The 16,191-nt window shown below is 67.1% G+C and carries 14 protein-coding genes and 4 pseudogenes; 15 read left to right on the top strand and 3 right to left on the bottom strand.

The features are described 5' to 3' along the window. Positions 1–121 precede the first annotated feature (121 nt). From KIV56_RS10560 to KIV56_RS10545, 4 genes and pseudogenes are all read left to right on the top strand, one after another. On the top strand, positions 122–1,183 hold the full coding sequence (locus tag KIV56_RS10560; protein WP_281533418.1) for an ABC transporter permease: 1,062 nt from the start codon (positions 122–124) through the stop codon (positions 1,181–1,183). Positions 1,184–1,223: 40 nt separating this feature from the next. Beyond that, positions 1,224–2,336, top strand: a complete 1,113-nt coding sequence (locus KIV56_RS10555; RefSeq protein ID WP_281533417.1) for a substrate-binding domain-containing protein — start codon at positions 1,224–1,226, stop codon at positions 2,334–2,336. 169 nt (positions 2,337–2,505) lie between these two features. Next, a pseudogene (locus KIV56_RS10550) lies at positions 2,506–2,634 on the top strand (ATP-binding cassette domain-containing protein); the annotation flags it as partial. Between the two features lie 133 nt (positions 2,635–2,767). Then, positions 2,768–2,929: pseudogene (locus tag KIV56_RS10545) on the top strand (hypothetical protein); the annotation flags it as partial. A 134-nt stretch (positions 2,930–3,063) separates the two neighbouring features. Here the strand turns inward: KIV56_RS10545 and KIV56_RS10540 are convergent. Continuing rightward, positions 3,064–3,333, bottom strand: a complete 270-nt coding sequence (locus tag KIV56_RS10540) for a hypothetical protein (protein WP_281533416.1) — start codon at positions 3,331–3,333, stop codon at positions 3,064–3,066. Between KIV56_RS10540 and KIV56_RS19780 the strand changes: the two are divergent. Both KIV56_RS19780 and KIV56_RS10525 read left to right on the top strand, forming a co-directional pair. Continuing rightward, positions 3,272–4,363 (top strand): annotated as a pseudogene (locus KIV56_RS19780) (ATP-binding cassette domain-containing protein); the annotation flags it as partial. The gene KIV56_RS10540 and the pseudogene KIV56_RS19780 overlap by 62 nt on opposite strands. Positions 4,364–4,508: 145 nt before the next feature. Further along, on the top strand, positions 4,509–4,982 hold the full coding sequence (locus KIV56_RS10525; RefSeq protein WP_281533414.1) for an ABC transporter permease: 474 nt from the start codon (positions 4,509–4,511) through the stop codon (positions 4,980–4,982). Positions 4,983–5,059: 77 nt separating this feature from the next. On the opposite strand, the gene KIV56_RS10520 is transcribed toward KIV56_RS10525, so the two are convergent. Then, positions 5,060–5,977, bottom strand: a complete 918-nt coding sequence (locus KIV56_RS10520) for an NAD(P)-dependent oxidoreductase (protein WP_348648565.1) — start codon at positions 5,975–5,977, stop codon at positions 5,060–5,062. 265 nt (positions 5,978–6,242) lie between these two features. Here KIV56_RS10520 and KIV56_RS20405 point away from each other — a divergent pair. From KIV56_RS20405 to KIV56_RS10490, 6 genes and pseudogenes are all read left to right on the top strand, one after another. Further along, a pseudogene (locus KIV56_RS20405) lies at positions 6,243–6,509 on the top strand (SDR family NAD(P)-dependent oxidoreductase); the annotation flags it as partial. A 67-nt stretch (positions 6,510–6,576) separates the two neighbouring features. Continuing rightward, a complete protein-coding gene (locus KIV56_RS10510) occupies positions 6,577–7,023 on the top strand; it encodes an SDR family oxidoreductase (protein WP_281533411.1) in 447 nt (148 codons plus the stop codon). Between the two features lie 55 nt (positions 7,024–7,078). Next, the gene (locus tag KIV56_RS10505) at positions 7,079–8,461 is read left to right on the top strand and encodes a M24 family metallopeptidase (RefSeq protein WP_281533410.1); all 1,383 of its coding nucleotides are present in this window, start codon (positions 7,079–7,081) and stop codon (positions 8,459–8,461) included. 8 nt (positions 8,462–8,469) lie between these two features. Next, positions 8,470–9,531: a zinc-dependent alcohol dehydrogenase gene (locus KIV56_RS10500; protein WP_281533409.1), complete on the top strand. Its 1,062-nt coding sequence runs from the start codon at positions 8,470–8,472 to the stop codon at positions 9,529–9,531. Then, positions 9,528–10,586 carry a 2,3-butanediol dehydrogenase gene (locus KIV56_RS10495; protein ID WP_281533408.1) on the top strand — a complete coding sequence of 353 codons (1,059 nt, stop codon included), beginning with the start codon at positions 9,528–9,530 and terminating at the stop codon, positions 10,584–10,586. Before KIV56_RS10500 ends, KIV56_RS10495 begins: the two co-directional genes overlap by 4 nt. A gap of 89 nt (positions 10,587–10,675) precedes the next feature. Further along, complete coding sequence (locus KIV56_RS10490; protein ID WP_281533407.1) at positions 10,676–11,656, top strand: zinc-dependent alcohol dehydrogenase; 981 nt, start codon at positions 10,676–10,678, stop codon at positions 11,654–11,656. A 335-nt stretch (positions 11,657–11,991) separates the two neighbouring features. Here the strand turns inward: KIV56_RS10490 and KIV56_RS10485 are convergent, their stop codons facing one another. After that, the gene (locus tag KIV56_RS10485; protein WP_348648379.1) at positions 11,992–12,822 is read right to left on the bottom strand and encodes an SDR family oxidoreductase; all 831 of its coding nucleotides are present in this window, start codon (positions 12,820–12,822) and stop codon (positions 11,992–11,994) included. Positions 12,823–13,085: 263 nt separating this feature from the next. Here KIV56_RS10485 and KIV56_RS10480 point away from each other — a divergent pair, with 263 nt between their 5' ends. The 3 genes from KIV56_RS10480 to KIV56_RS10470 all read left to right on the top strand — a co-directional run bounded on the left by KIV56_RS10480 (position 13,086) and on the right by KIV56_RS10470 (position 16,176). Then, a complete protein-coding gene (locus KIV56_RS10480) occupies positions 13,086–13,733 on the top strand; it encodes a helix-turn-helix domain-containing protein (RefSeq protein WP_281533406.1) in 648 nt (215 codons plus the stop codon). Between the two features lie 176 nt (positions 13,734–13,909). Next, positions 13,910–15,118, top strand: a complete 1,209-nt coding sequence (eboE, locus tag KIV56_RS10475) for a metabolite traffic protein EboE (protein ID WP_281533405.1) — start codon at positions 13,910–13,912, stop codon at positions 15,116–15,118. Continuing rightward, the gene (locus KIV56_RS10470) at positions 15,115–16,176 is read left to right on the top strand and encodes a 2,3-butanediol dehydrogenase (protein ID WP_281533404.1); all 1,062 of its coding nucleotides are present in this window, start codon (positions 15,115–15,117) and stop codon (positions 16,174–16,176) included. The genes eboE and KIV56_RS10470 overlap by 4 nt, the downstream gene beginning before the upstream one ends. The last annotated feature ends 15 nt before the right edge of the window (positions 16,177–16,191 follow it).

Here is a 16,191-nt window from a genome sequence, read left to right as displayed (position 1 = left end):
CTGCCGTTTCTCGAATCGTTACCGGCAACTACTTGTGAACAGCTCAGGATTTTTGTAAAGTGACGCTCAACACACCGCGCGTGACATCGATGTTGCCCGGTGAGAATTGTTGGGAGAAAGCATGATCGACGCAACGGTGCGTGAACCGGCGAAGCTACTCACTTCCCGACTTGTCGTCTCTAAGGGATTCGTCACTGTCGGCGTCTCCACGGTGCTGCTCTTCGTCGTCTGCGCCCTGGTCGCGCCGACGAGCGTCTCCGGCGGGGCCGTTCTCGGGATGATCCCCTTCGCCGCCGTGCTCGCGATCGTCGGCCTCGGCCAGATGCTCGTCGTGCAACAAGGCGGCATCGACCTCTCGATCCCCGGCGCAGTATCGCTCGCCATCGTGATCGTGAGCCACGAGCCGGACGGCGACAACAGCAGGTTGTTACCCGCGGTCGTTCTGGCGCTGGCCTACGCGATCGGGGCCGGACTGCTCAATGGCTTCATGGTCGGTCGTCTCGGACTCAACTCCATCATCGCCACCCTGGGCACGAACGCACTGCTCTTCGGGGCCGTTCTGGGCATCTCCGGCGGAACGCCGCGCAGTACCACCAGCCTGCTGGCGGGAATCGCCGGCGGCCTGACCTGGGGCATCCCGAACTCGGCCTTCTTCGCCCTCGCCGCGCTCGCGCTCGTGACCGTCATGGTCAAGCGCACGGTGGCAGGGCGGCGGTTCGAAGCCGTCGGGGCGAACCCGCTGACTGCCCGTGCGACGGGCCTGCGCGTGACGATCCACCAGTCGCTCGCTTTCGTGTGGGCCCAGCTGCTGTTCTGCCTGGCCGGCATCCTGCTCGCCGGCATCACCAACCAGCCCACTGCCTTCCAGGGCGATGCCTACCTGCTCCCGGCGGTCGCGGTCGTCGTGCTGGGCGGCACGTCGTTACTGGGCGGCCGCGGGTACCCCATCGCCACGGTCATCGCGGCGTTGTTCCTGAGCCAGCTCGACCAGTTCGTGCTGTCGCTCGGCGTGCCCTACGCGGTGCGCACCCTCGTGCAGGCCGCGGCCCTCGCCATCGGCGTGGCGCTATACACGGTGGACTGGGCGGCATTCCGCCAGAGGTTCATCCGCAGATCCCCCGGATCGGCACCCCGGCATGACTACAGACCGGGGACACAGTTTTCGACGGAGCGGTCGAAATAGTGCGACAGAGGCGTCGCTCTCACAATGGAGGAAAGCAAACATGAAACGTCCCAAGAGTCTCGCAATGCTCGTCATGTCCGTCGCCGCAGCTTCGCTGGCGCTCGCGGGCTGCAGCGCAACGACGTCCAGCTCGGGCTCCGGCTCGACAGCGGAGGCCGGAACCTCTGTGGCCGGGGCACCGTCGTGGTGCGGTCCGAAGAAGATCTCCCTCGGTCTGCTCGACGGCTTCGGCGGAAACAGCTGGCGCCTGGTGACGACGGCGGCCGGTGCCGATGAGGCCAAGTTGTGCCCGAGCGTCACAAGCTACGAGTACGCGGACGGCCAGGGCGACACCCAGAAGGCCATCTCGGACATCCAGGGCATGGTCGCCAAGGGCGTCAACGCCCTCGTCGTGTTCCCGGACGCGGGCCAGGCCATGCTGCCCGCCCTGCGCAGCGCATACAAGGCCGGCGTCGTCACGGTTCCCTACCGGGTCGACCCGGGCGGCAAGGACGGCGTGGACTACGACGCCTGGATCGGCGCGGACTTCGTGACCGATGGCAAGAACTGGGGCAACTGGCTCAAGACCAACCTTCCCGACGGCGGCAACATCCTCTTCATCAGCGGTCCGAAGGGCAACAGCCAGGCCGTCGACGAGTTGAAGGGCATGAAGACGGTCATCACCGACTCGAAGTATGTCTTCATCGGCGAGACGCCCGAGGTCACCAACTGGGACCCGGCACTCACCCAGCAGGTGCTCACCGCGGACATCGCGAAGTACCCGAAGATCGACGCCATCGTTTCCGACTTCGGTCCGTCGCTCGTGGGCGCCCTGCCCGCGTTCGCGAAGAGCGGGCGTTCCGTGCCGGCCATCGTCACCTCTGACGGAAACTCCCTCGGTTGCTTCTACACAGACAACAGCGCGGCCAACCCGGACTTCAAGCTGATGACGGTTGCCACCGGAAACGACAACGTGCGACTCGCCGTCGACTACGCGGTCGCGAAGGCGACCGGCGGCGTGCTCCCGACCGACACGGTCTTCAAGGCTCCGGCCTTCGAGGATTCCGTGAGCGGAAAGCCGAGCGCGGTGCAGTGCAAGAAGGACCTGCCCGGCGACATCTACCTCTCGGCGAAGATGTCTCCTGCAGACCAGGCGGCCCTGCTGAAGAAGTAGGCCAACCGGCACCTCCGTCGGGTCGGTCGCGACTGTCGCGACCGACCCGACGGCTGGTTCGTTCCCCACATTGCACAGACAGGAAAAGGTCACAACTGTGAACAACCACGACACCGTCGACGTGACAACGCCGGACAAGGTCGAGCCCGCCGCCCCCGCAACCCTCGTGATGTCCGACATCTCGAAGCTCTACTCCGGCGTCGCGGCCCTCTCGAACGTTTCCGTCGAGATCCTGCCCGGCGAAGTCCACGCCATCCTCGGCGAGAACGGCGCGGGCAAGTCGACGTTGATGAACGTGGCCTCGGGCACGGCGCAGCCCGATGGGGGCAGCATCACCTTCGAAGGCACCCCGATCGGCGTGCTGACGCCGGCCATCGCCGTGCAGGCTCGGAATCGCGATCGTCCACCAGCATCCCGCCGTGCTTCCGGACATGACCGTCCTGGAGAATCTGCAGGTCGCCCTGCCCGCCGCGGTCCTCGCGTCCGGCACGTCGCTCGAAGCCACCGCCACGGCGCTGCTCGCAGACGCCGGCCTGAGCGTGCACCTTCAGGATCGCGTGGAACTCCTGTCGGTTGCCCAGAAGCACCTGCTCGAGATCGCCAAGGCTCTTGCCCTCAAGCCGAAACTCCTCATCCTCGACGAACCGACCGCGCCCCTCGGTCAGGCATCCGTCGACCTCCTATTCGAACGTGTGCGCAGGTCCGTGTCGAACGGGACGGCCGTCGTCTACATCACCCACCGCCTGGCCGAAGTCCGTGAGCTCGCCGACAAGGTGACCGTACTGAGGGACGGCCGCGTCCGCGGCAGCGCCCGGGTCGCCGACATCACCGACGACGAACTGCTCGCGATGATCGTGGGACGCAAGCTCGAATCGACATTCCCGCCCAAGCACATCGGCTCGCCGGACGACGAGACGAACTTCTCGATCAACGGGTTGAGCGGCTCGGGATTCGCGAACATCTCGGTCAGCGCCCGTCCGGGCGAGATCATCGGCATCGCCGGGGTCGTCGGAAACGGCCAGAGCGAACTGATGCGCGCGCTCGCCGGTCTCGACTACTTCACCGGAACGGTGGCCATCGCCGGCAAGACCCTGAACTCCCGGCAACTGCTCCAGGAGGCGGCATACATGCCCGCCGATCGCCACCGCGAGGGCCTCCTGATGTCCCTCTCGGTGCGCGAGAACGCCGCCGTCTCGGCACTGGCGAAGTTCAAGCGGGGACCGCTGCTCAGTCGCAAGCGTGAACTGGGCACCGTGGCCGAGACGCTCGGTTCGCTCGCGGTGAAGGCAGCGTCGATGGATTCCGTCGTCTCCTCCCTGTCCGGCGGCAACCAGCAGAAGGTGGTCCTGGCGCGGGCGCTGCTCTCCGAGCCGCTGCTGGTCGTGGCCGATGAGCCGACCCAGGGCGTCGACGTGGGTGCCCGAGCCGAGATCTACCGGATCCTGCGGGAGGTCTCAGCCTCCGGCATCCCCGTCGTCGTGGCCTCCTCGGACGCGAAGGAGCTCGAGGGTCTCTGCGACCAGGTCATCGTGATGTCGCGAGGGCACGCCCTCGAAGTGCTCCAGGGCGCTGCGATCAGCGAAGAACGCATGATCCACGCCGCCGTCCGTTCGACGACCCGATCGGTGTCCGTCGTCGCCGATGAATCGGCCTCCAAGCACTCCGGTCTCCGTCGTTTCCTGCAGGGCGACTACGCCCCCGCGGTGCTCCTGGTCGGTGTCATCGCCCTGCTCGGGTCGTTTCTGTTCAGCCAAAACGCCCGCTACCTCTCCGACTTCAACATCTACTCGGTGCTCACCCTTGTCACGGCGCTCGGTTTCATCGCCCTGGGTCAGACCATTTCGCTGCTGATCGGAGGCATCGACCTGTCCGTGGGGCCCCTCGCCGGGTTCCTCGTGGTGGTCGGTTCGTTCTTCATCAACGACGACAAGTCGGTGATGATGATCGTCCTCGGCTTCGTGCTCATGATCGTCGTGGCGGCCGTCATCGGGGTGGTCAACGGATCGCTGATCAGGTTCGCCCGGTTCACCCCCATCGCCGCCACGCTGACCGTGTACATCGCGTTGCAGGGATTCAGCTTCCTGCTCAGGAGGCTCCCCGGACGGGTACATCAACTCGACGATCACCGGAATCATCGGGTGGCAGCTCGGACCGGTTCCCGTCGCCTTCATCGTGCTCGTCGTGGCCACGCTCGTGACCGAGTTCCTCCTGAAGAAGCGGCGCTGGGGCTGGCGGTTGCGCGCGACCGGGTCCAACGAGGAATCGGCGCGCAGGAACGGCATCAACATCAACCGGACCGTCGTCCTCGCCTATGTGGCCACCTCACTGTTCGCGTTCGTGGGTGCTGTGATGCTGATGGCGCAGATCGGGGTCGGCGACCCCGCCCAGGGCGTCGGCTACACGCTGACGAGCATCACCGCGGTCGTGCTCGGGGGAACGAGCCTGCTCGGCGGGCGGGGCACGTTCATCGGCACGCTCCTCGGCTCCATCCTGCTCGTGCAGGTGCTCAATGCGACGTCGTTCCTCGGGCTGTCCCAGATGTGGCAGTACCTGTTCCAGGGGCTGCTGATCCTGGTGGCGGCGATCGTCTACTCGCTCGCACGACGCAACAACAAGCGCAGGAAGACGTCCTTCGCGCTCCGGTAGCCCGTCGTGATCCTGCTACCGCACGAAGAACCGCCGGGCACGATACGTGCCCGGCGGTTCTTCGTGCCCGAGGCGGTTCAGTCCGAGGTGCTGAGCCCCCGGGTGATCTCGGCGATGGCCGACCAATCCAGAGGTGCGAGGTCGGGATCGGCGAGCGTTCGCTCGAACATGTCGCGCAGAACGGGCGCCGTCGGGAGCACGACGCCGCTTCCCGCCGCAGCCCGTTCCGCGAGGGACAGGTCCTTGAGGCCGAGCCCCACGGTGAAACCGGGCGGGCTGTATTCCTTGCGGGCGATCAGGCTTCCGTAACCCGTGTACACGCTGCCCGTGAATGCGGCATCCGTCAGGATCTCGACGAAGGTCATGGCGTCGACTCCGCCGTGTTCGACCAAAGTCACCGATTCGGCGAGGGCCTGGAGCGCGTGGATGAGGGTGTAGTTCACGCCGATCTTGACCAGGCTCGCCGTGCTCGGGCGCTCGCCGACGACCCAGGTGCGTTTGCCGATCGCGTCGAGCCAGGGCTGCGCCCGGGCCGTGGCGCTTTTCGTGCCCGCCGCGACGACATTGAGTTTCCCGGCCGCCGCGATGTTGGACCGGCCGAGCACCGGCGCCGCCACGTAGTCCATTCCGGCGAGGGAGTGCAGGTCGGTCAGCCGGTCCGTGGCCTCGACGCTGAGGGTGGCGCAGTTGATGTGCAGGGTGCCGGCCGGCGCGTCCGCGAGGGCCTCCGCGCTGAAGACTGCCTCGGCGGCCGCGTCATTGGCGAGCATCGAGATGACGGTTCCGACGCCGAGAGCGTCGGTGATGGAGGTCGACCGGGTGGCGCCGGCTGCGACAAGGGCGTCCACCGCTCCGGACGATCGGTTCCAGACCCGCACAGAATGGCCGGTCTCGAGGAGGTGGCCGGCCATGGCCGAGCCCATTTCGCCGAGTCCGATGAAGCTGATGTCCGACATGCTCTCACGCCTTCCAGATCGTCTTGAGGTTGCCCGGATCCCGAATGCCGGATTCCGGCAGACGCTCCTGCGCGCCGGACCGAGGCCCCCGCCCCCAATGTACAGTTTCAGTGAACACTATCGCCAGTTCCTGGTCCGCTCAACGTGATTTCCGCCGCGACGCCACCCTGTGCTTGACAAGCTCCACGCCGCTGAGTTGAATGTCAAGCAACACCTTGTGCAGTGAGACTGTACAAAATAGTATTGCTGCGAGACCCCGGCTCCGGCCGGACACCAGACTTCGTACTGCAAAGGAGCAGAACACGTGGGCAATCGACTTGCCGAGAAGACCGTCGTCGTCACGGGGGGCGCATCCGGAATCGGAGCCGCCATCGCGAGGGGCGTCGCCGCCGAAGGCGCCAACGTGATGATCGCCGACCTCGACCTCGCGGCAGGCCAGCTCGTCGCGGACGACATCGTGGCGCGCGGCGGTGCTGCGGCGGCGGTACAGGCTGACGTCACGGACCGCGAAGCGGTGCGGTCCGCCATCGAAGCGACCGTCTCCCGCTTCGGCCGCCTCGACGTCTACTTCAACAACGCCGGCATGAACTCGCCGATGAGGTTCCTCGACATCACCGAACGGAATTTCGAGACTCGTGATGAAGGTCAACGCACTCGGCGTACTGATCGGCACGCAGGAGGCCGCGAAGCAGTACATCGCCCAGGGCGGCACCGGCAAGGTGATCAACACCGCTTCGATCGCGGGCAGGACCGGCTTCCCCAATTTCGCGCCGTACAGCGCGGCCAAGGCCGCCGTGATCTCCCTCACCCAGGCTGCGGCACGAGCCCTGGCCCCCGAGGGCATCACGGTCAACGCGTTCGCACCGGGCGTCGTCGCCACGCCGCTCTGGACGAAGCTCGACGCCGAACTGACCGAGATGGGCGCAGGCGACTCCGGCTTCGACTCGATGGCCGGCGACATCCTGTTGGGCCGCCCCGCCGTGCCCGAAGACATCGTGCCCACCGCGGTGTTCCTCGCCGCGAGCGATTCCGACTACATCACGGGCCAGGTCATTCCCATCGAGGGCGGCATGATCCTCGTCTGAACCCCAGCCCGTCCCCGACTCTCAGCACGACACCCAGCAAAGGAATGACACGACCGTGACTACAGCTACCTTCGGAACCAACGCCGTCGACTGGGAGGAGCGCATCCAGTTCGATCGCCTCCGCACGGACAGGCTCGCCAAGCTCCGGCGCGAGCTGACCAGCTCGGATCTCGGGGCCGTTCTCGCCTTCGATTTCGCCAACATCCGCTACATGTCGTCCACCCACATCGGAACCTGGGCGATGGACAAGCTCATCCGTTTCTCCCTGCTCACCCGGCACAGCGACCCGATCGTCTGGGACTTCGGTTCAGCGGCCAAGCACCACCAGCTCTACAACCCGTGGCTGCAGACCACGACCGCCGAAGCGGATGCCGACCCGCACGCCCCGCACCACGGCGCGGTCCGGCCGCGGGCCGAGAACGGCGCCCGGGCCGGAATCTCGACCCTCCGTGGAGCCTTCCACCCCGACGCGGGGATCGCAGAGGGCGTCGCCAAAAAGATCAAGCGCGAGCTGGAGAAGTTCGGCCTGCAGAACGAGCCGCTCGGCGTCGACGTGATCGAACTGCCCATCCTGATGGCCCTGCAGAACGAGGGGATCCGGGTGGTCGACGGCCAGCAGGTGTTCCTCAACGCCCGTGCGGTCAAGACCGGTGACGAGATCGCGCTGCTCACGCAGGCCGCGTCGATGGTGGATGCCGCGTACGAGTCCCTCTACGAATTCCTGCGGCCGGGCGTACGCGAGAACGAGGCCGTCGGGCTCGTCTCGAAGGTGCTCTACGACCTCGGGTCCGAGTACGTCGAGGGAGTGAACGCCATCTCGGGCGAGCGCTGCTCCCCGCACCCGCACGTCTTTTCCGACCGGCTGATCCGGCCGGGTGACCCCGCCTTCTTCGACATCCTGCACAGCTACCAGGGGTACCGCACCTGCTACTACCGCACCTTCGCGGTCGGGTCTGCGAGCCGCGCGCAGCACGACGCCTACAAGATCGCCCGCCAGTACATGGACCGGGCGATCGCGCTCGTGCGCCCCGGGGCCACCACCGCCGACATCGTCAAGGTCTGGCCGACCGCCCAGGAATTCGGCTTCCCCGACGAAGAGGCCGCCTTCGCTCTGCAGTACGGCCACGGCGTCGGCCTGTCGATCTGGGAGAAGCCGATCTTCTCCCGTCTCGTGTCCCTCGACCACCCCGAGGTGCTCGTGGAGGGCATGGTCTTCGCCCTCGAGACCTACTGGCCGTCCGCCGACGGCATCGGGGCTGCCCGCATCGAGGAAGAGGTCGTCGTCACCGCCACCGGGTGCCAGGTGATCACCAAGTTCCCGGCAGAGGACCTGCTCGTCGCCGGCCAGCGCTACTACAGCGTCGGCGGACCGTTGTCCCTCGTGCGCGACTCCCAGTCGCACCTCAACACCGCCGCCGGTCGCGGCGAAGCCGAGTAGGGCGAGGAATGCGCGCCGCCGTCTACCACGCCGATCACGACGTGCGCCTCGAGGAGGTGCCCGTACCCGTCCGGGCTCCGGGCGAAGCCCTGCTCGAGGTGCTGCGCAGCGGCATGTGCGGAACAGACGCCACCGAGTGGAAGGCCGGCCCGCTGACCTTCCCGGTGCAGCACCGTCACCCCGTCACCGGCCAGGCCGGACCGATGATTCCCGGCCACGAATTCGTCGGGAAGGTCCTCGCGGTCGACGAGTCGAGCCGCTTCTCCGTCGGAGACATCGTCGCGAGCGGTGCGGGCGTCTCCTGCGGCGTCTGCGACCGGTGCGCGGAAGGTCGCACGAACCTCTGCGACCGGTACTACACGCTCGGGCTCAATACCGACGGCGGCATGGCCGAGTTCGTCTCCTGCCCCGAGAGCACCCTCGTCCTCGTTCCCGAGGGGCTCCCGGTCGACCTCGCGGGCCTGGCCCAGCCGCTCGCGGTCGGCCTGCACGCCGCCCGACGGTCCGGGGTGCGTGACGGCGACCGCGTGGTCCTGATCGGGGCTGGGGCGATCGGCTCCTTCGTGCTCGCCGGGCTGAACTCGCTTGTGTCCGCCGACGTGACCGTGATCGACTTTCCCGGCGCGCGCCTCGAGCGAGCCGGTCGCCTCGGCGCGACCCGGGTCGTCGAGGCGGGTGCGGATGCCGCCGCCCGCGTCGCCGAGGCCATCGGGCCGTTCGGCGCCGACGTCGTGATCGAGGCCAGCGGCGCGCCCGGACAATTGAACAACGCCCTCTCGATGGTGCGCAAGGGCGGAACCATCCTCCAGGTCGGTCTGCCATCGACAGAGCAGTCCGTGGACATCCATTCGCTCGTCATGCGTGAGATCACCGTTCAGACGACCCTCGCGCACGTCTGCGGCACCGACCTCGCCCCGGCGCTGGGTATTCTGGCGACGACGAACCTGGGCACGGAACTTCTCGACTCCGTCCGACCTCTTGACGATCTCGCCGAACAGCTCGAGCGGCTCGCGACAGGCCGGCTCGAGGGCAAGGTTCTCTTCGATCCACGACAAGGGGCAGCAGCATGAAGGCAGCAGTTTTCCACGGCGCGCACGACATCCGCATCGAAGACGTGGACGGGCCGCCGCCGCTCGGCAGCCTGGACGTGTTGCTGCGGCCGTACTGGTGCGGCATCTGCGGCACCGACCTCCACGAGTACGCCATGGGGCCGATCGTCATCCCCTCGCACCCGCATCCGCTCACCGGGGCAACGGCCCCGCAGATTCTCGGTCACGAGTTCTCGGCGGAAGTGCTCGAGGTGGGTTCGGGCGTGCGGTCGGTGCGCGTCGGCCAGCGGGTGTCCGTGATGCCGCTGCTGTACTGCGGCAGCTGCTACTACTGTCGCCGCGGCCTGAACCACCTGTGCCAGTCGATGGCCTGCGTCGGCCTGAGCTTCGCCTCCGGGGGGATCTCGGAGCTCGCGGTCGTCCCGGCCAGTCACGTGAGCGTGCTGCCCGATTCCGTCTCCGACCTCCAGGGCGCCCTCGTCGAGCCGGGAGCCGTGGCCGCATACGGAGTCGACACCGCGCAGGTGCGGCCGGGGGACACCGTGCTCATCACCGGCGCCGGTCCGATCGGCGCGCTCGCCTCGCTCTACGCCTCGGCGCTCGGTGCCCGCGTGTTCATCTCCGAGGTCAACCCGACCCGGGTCGCGCTCGCAAGGAGCCTGGACGTCGGCGAAGTGATCGATCCGTCCAAGATCGACGTCGTCGCCTGGATCAAGGACCAGACAGAAGGAATCGGGGTCGACGCGGTGATCGAGTGCTCGGGAAACGAGCGGGCCCTCCAGACCGCGATCGCCTCGGTGCGCTCGGCCGGACGCATCTCGCAGACCGGCCTCCACACCAGGCTGGCGGCCATCGACCCCATGGTGCTCTCCGAGCACGACATCACCCTCTCAGGCACCTGGTGCTATCCGGTCACGGACTGGCCGCGCATCATCGACCTGATCGCCCGCGGCCGGTACCCCGTCGAGAAGGTCGTGAGCGCCCAGATCAGCATGGCGGATGTCGTCGAGAAGGGATTCGAGACCCTGCTGTCGCCGACCGGCGACCAGGTCAAGGTCCTCGTCAACGCCCGCTGACGTCGATTCGGACTGACGAACGCACCGCCTCCCGGCTCCCGCTCTTCGCCTCTCTCCTCGGCGTACCTTCTACGATTGGAAACCCCATTATGAAAGCGCTGCGCTTCGCGGAACAGGATGTTCCGCGCATCGACGAGCTGCCCATCCCCGCAATCGGAGCCGACGATGTGCTCGTCGCCGCGCGGTCCGTCGGGGTCTGCCACTCCGACATCGATCTGCTCGAGGGGCGGTACATCATCCCGTTCGAGTACCCGATCATTCCCGGCCACGAATGGTCCGGCGAGGTCGTCGCGGTGGGAAGCCGGGTGCGCGACTTCGCCGCCGGTGATCGAGTCGTCGGCGAGTGCGTGATTGGAGAGGACCATTTTGGGTTCTCGATCAGCGGTGCGGCCGCCGAGTTCTTCGTGGCCAGGCCCGAATGGTTGCACAAGCTGCCCGCGAGCGTGTCGTACACGAACGGCGCGCTCGTCGAGCCGTTCAGCGTCGCCTACTACGCGCTGATGCGGGTCGGCAACGTCAACGCGAGCGACACCCTCGTCGTACTCGGAGCCGGACCGATCGGACTCGCCGTCACCGCGGCCGCCGCCGCTCTCGGCGCCGTGACGATCGTCGTGGAGCCCTCGACCGAACGGCGCGACGCCGCGCTGCGACTCGGTGCCCGCCACGCCGTGCACCCCGACGACATCGTCGATTTCCTGAACGAGCAGACGGAGGGGCGTGGAGCGGATGTCGTCGTCGAGGCCAGCGGCCGGCCGGCCGTGATGGCCCAGGCACTCGAGCTCGCCGCCTTCCGGGGCCGGGTCGCCTACATCGGCATCGACGTCGGGCGCGAGGCGCCGGCGAAGCTCGGACTCATCCAGTCCAAGGAGCTCAAGATCACCGGTTCAGTCGGCTCGCCCGGAGTGTGGCCTGAGACCCTGCGCTTTCTGGCCCACACCGGAATCGACCTGAGCCCGCTCGTCACGCAGCGGTTCGGGGTCGACGACGCCCTGGGCGCACTGGAGGCCGCACACCACCCGGCGACCACGATCAAGGCGCACATCGAATTCGACGCCGTGCTGCCCGCCTGACAACGGCGCCGGAACGACGGATGTCCCGGACGAGCGCTGCTCGTCCGGGACATCCGTCGTTCCGGCGGGGGAAACGGCCTAGGGGATGATCTTCGCCGCGCGGTAGCGCTCGACCTTGTCGAGGAAGCTGTCCGGCGTCGACCGGAAGCCGAGGAAACCGGCCTGGCGACTCTTGTTCATGTCGGTGGAAGCACTCGATGTTCCGGCCGAGGTCGCTGTCGGTGTGCCACCACGACGCCAGGCGGGTGACATCGGTCTCGACGAGTCCTTCCCGTTCGGCGATGGCACTCCAGATCTCGTCCTTGCCGGCCATCTGCACCGTCAGCGGACGGGGTTCACCTTCGAAGCCGGCCCAGGGCACGTCGAAGATCGCGGCCACCCTCGGCCACAGCCAGCGCCAGCGGGAAGACGTCGCCGTTGGCGATGTTGAAGGCCTCGTTGGCGCCCTCCGGGTGCGTGCCGGCCCAGATGATCTGCTCGGCGAGCAGGTCGACGTCTGTGACGTCTGTGACGCCGTTCCACTGGGTGGCCGACCCGGGGAAGGTGAAGGTGAGCCCGAGTTCCTTGCAGATCGTGGCGTAGACGGAGAGGGTGAGCACCATGTTCATCGCGTTGTCCGTCGCGAATCCGAAGACCGTGTGGGCGCGGTGCACGCTCCAGGTGAAGCCGTTCCGGGATGCGGACCCGAACAGCTCGTCCTCCTGCGCGTAGTAGAAGTTCGGCTGCGGGAGTCGCGGCTCGTCCTCGTGGAACGGGGTCTCCGCGGTGACGCCGGTCGCATAGTTGTCGAACGGACCGAGGTAGTGCTTGAGCCCGGTCATCAGGGCCACGTGCCTGACGGACTTCTCGCCTTCGAGAGCCGCGAGCACGTTGCGCACGAGGGCACTGTTGACCTCGATGTTCTCGGTCTCGGTGTCCCGCTTCACCCACGCCGTGATCACGACGAGTTCCGGGCGGGTGCCGGTGAGGGCGGCGGCGAGGGACTCGGGGTCGAGGAGGTCTGCCGTCACGGAGGTCACGCCGGCGGTCTCGGAATGACCGCGCCTCGAGAGACCGGTCACGTCCCAGCCCGCGTCGACCAACTGCTTCGCGACGGTTTGGCCCGTGATGCCCGTTGCGCCCACGATGAGCGCGCGCTGGCGGGGGACTGTTGAGGGGGATGTCACAAGTCGATCCTTTCCTGATGGACGGGGACTTCCTTGTCGTCGTCCTGAGGTGTTCAATGTTACTTAACATTGGATTTTCCGGCAAGCCGCACCGGCACGGCCGGAACCGCCGATTTGGCCCTAATGACGGGGTGTTCGGGGCTCATTCTGTGTATATTTGACCGTACTCACCTTTTTTCCGGAGTGTGGGGTGTATAGCCGGGCTTCAATGATGATGCGAGGCAGGGCCTCGTCGTCGTCGTGCTGATGTATGACAGAGGAACATGATGGACAACTTAGGGTCTCGGCTGAAAGACATCAGGCTCAAGGCCGGCCTGACGTTGCGCGAGCTGGCGAGACAGGTCGATGTTTCGCCCTCCTTCGTCTCCCAGATCGAGAACGGCAAGTCCCAGCCGTCCGTCGCGACCCTGTATGCCTTCGCCCAATTGCTGAACGTATCCGTCGACGACCTGTTCGAGAGTAAACCGGCCCTCGGCTCTCCGGTTCCGGCCGTCCATCACGGAGAGGTCCTGAGTCGGGGCGACGTGACGAATCCCTCGGAGGCGTGGCATCCGTCCGAGTACGCGAACCGGGTCTCCGTGGTGCATCCCTCCCATCGGTCTCGACTCAACATGGCCGCAGGAGTCAACTGGGAACGCCTGGCCGCCACGCCGGAGCGCGACGTCAACTTCATGAAGATCGTCTACGCGCCGGGAGCCACATCGACGGACGAGGGCGACACCGTTTCCCACGCCGGATACGAATACGGATACGTCATCTCGGGTGAGCTCGAAGTGACGATCGGTGACGAGGCATTCACGCTGCACGAGGGTGAGTCGCTCGGCTTCGATTCCTCGATCCCACACAGCCTGAAGAACACCGGAAGCGTCGACGTCCAGGGAATCTGGTTCGTGCACGGCGCGCACGCGTAGCCGATCCGGGCCGGTAGCACTCGTCAGGAGTGCGGTTGACAGCGGCGAGGGAGCCGTCGTAGCCTGTGTGTTAAGGAATACTTAACAGGTGTTCACTCTCGTCTTCGACGACGGCACCTTTCCTTCATATCACGACGATGTGAGCCGGATGACCGGCGGAAAAGGACCAGACCTCCATGGATCTCGGACGCGGCCTCGGCCACCTGTCATATTCCACCCTCGTGCACGCCGGCGACACCTGGGCGGAGATGAAGGAGAGCCTGCACACCTTCGTCCCCGCCGTGAAGGCTCGCGTCTCGCCCGATCAGCGCTTCGGCGTCTCGTTGCGCATCTCGGCCGACTCGGCGAAGACCCTCGCCGCGAGTCCGGCGGAACGGGCCGAGCTCAGGGCGTTCCTCGACGCCAACGACCTGTACGTCTATACCGTCAACGCGTTCCCGTACGGGCCGTTCAAGGGCGATCTGGTCATGGAGCGGGTCTACGAACCCGACTGGTCGACCGACGACCGGGTCGCGTACACGACCTCGGTCGCCGACATCCTCGCGGAGATCGCTCCGGCGGACGTGAGCCCCAGCATCCAGACGGCTCCGCTCGCGTTCGCCCCCAACGTCTCGGACGAGGACTACGTCGCCCGGTTCACCGCCAACCTGTTCCGGGTCGTCGCCCATCTCGTCGACCTCGAGGCGCGCACGGGGCGCCGGGTCAAGCTTGCCCTCGAGCCGGAACCCGCCTGCTTCCTGGAGACCACGGCGGAGACCGTCGCGTTCTTCACCGACCGTGTCTACTCGCCTCAGGGAATCTCCGAGCTCGCTCGGCTCGCCGGGCTGCCGCTGTCCGAGGCCGAGGGCGCGATGCGCCGCTACCTCGGCATCGTCTTCGACATCGGTCACCAGTCGGTCGGCTTCGAGGACATTCCCGCATCGCTGCGCAGCCTGGTCGACGCCGGGATCCCGATCTTCAAGCTCCAGGAGGCCGCGGCGCTCTGGGTTCGGGACCTCACCCCGGGCCTCATTCCCCAGCTGCGCGTCTTCACCGACACGATCTACCTGAGCCAGACGACGATGCGCCAGGACGGTGTGGTCACGAAGTTCCTCACCCTCGGCGACGCGCTCGACGCGTACGAGGCGAACCCCGTCCCCACCGAGATCCGCACCCACTTCCACGTTCCGGTCTTCCTCGAGGAACTCGGCCCGTTCGTCACGACGCGGTTCGCGGTGCAGCAGGCGCTGCAGATGCATCGCGAGACACCGCTCTCCGACCACCTGGAAATCGAGACGTACACCTGGGACGTGCTCCCGGCGCACCTCAAGACCGGCGACATCACCGATTACGTGACCCGCGAACTCGAGTTCGTCCGCGCTGAGTTGTTGGACCCCCGGCCGTGAGGGCCGCCGTTTTCCACGGAGCCGGCGACATCCGCGTCGAGGAGGTCACGGCTCCGGGGGCACCCCGCGCCGGCGAGGTGCTGGTCAGGCCGCTGTGGTGCGGTATCTGCGGCACCGACCTGCACGAATACGCCCAGGGCCCGATCGTGATTCCGCGGGAGCCGCATCCGCTCACCGGGGCGTGCGGCTCGCAGATTCTCGGCCACGAGTTCTCGGCCGAAGTGGTCGAGGTCGGCGAGGGTGTGACCGCGGTGCGGTCGGGCGAGCGGGTGTCGGTGATGCCGCTGCTGTCCTGCGGGCACTGCTACTTCTGCCGCAGGGGACTGAACCACCTCTGCCGCACGATGGCCGCGGTCGGGCTCAGCTACCAGTGGGGCGGTATCGCCGACCTCGCCATCGTGCCTGCCGTGAACGTCACGGCGCTCCCCGACGGCGTCTCCGACCTGCAGGGCGCCGTCGTCGAACCCGGCGCCGTCGCAACCTACGGTGTGGACACCGCCCGGGTGCGCCCCGGCGACAACGTGCTCATCACCGGGGCGGGGCCGATCGGGGCGCTCGCGTCGCTCTATGCGGCCTCGCTCGGGGCGAACGTCTTCGTTTCGGAGGTCAATCCGGTGCGCGCGGCGCTCGTGCGCAGCTTCGACGTCGGGGTGGTGCTCGACCCGACCGCCGTCGACGTACCGGGCTGGCTCCGCGACCGCACAGACGGCATCGGTGTCGACGCGGTGATCGAATGCTCGGGGAACGAGCGGGCGCTGCAGGCGGCGATCGCCTCGGTGCGTTCTGCTGGGAGGATCTCCCAGACCGGGCTGCACACGAAGGCGGCGGCGATCGACCCCATGGTCATCTCCGAGCACGACATCACGATCTCGGGCACCTGGTGCTTCCCGGTCACCGACTGGCCGCGCATCATCGACCTGATCGACAGGGGCCGGTACCCGGTGGAGAAGGTCGTGACGGCCCAGATCGCGCTGGAGGATGTCGTGGCCCAGGGCTTCGACACGCTGCTGTCACCGACCGGCGACCAGGTCAAGGTGCTCGTGCGCGCCGGCTCGTGACGCCCCGTCCCTGGC

The organism is Cryobacterium breve, assembly GCF_027594785.1.
Lineage (GTDB): Bacteria > Actinomycetota > Actinomycetes > Actinomycetales > Microbacteriaceae > Cryobacterium > Cryobacterium breve_A.
This window is presented reverse-complemented; position numbering and strand designations above follow the sequence as displayed.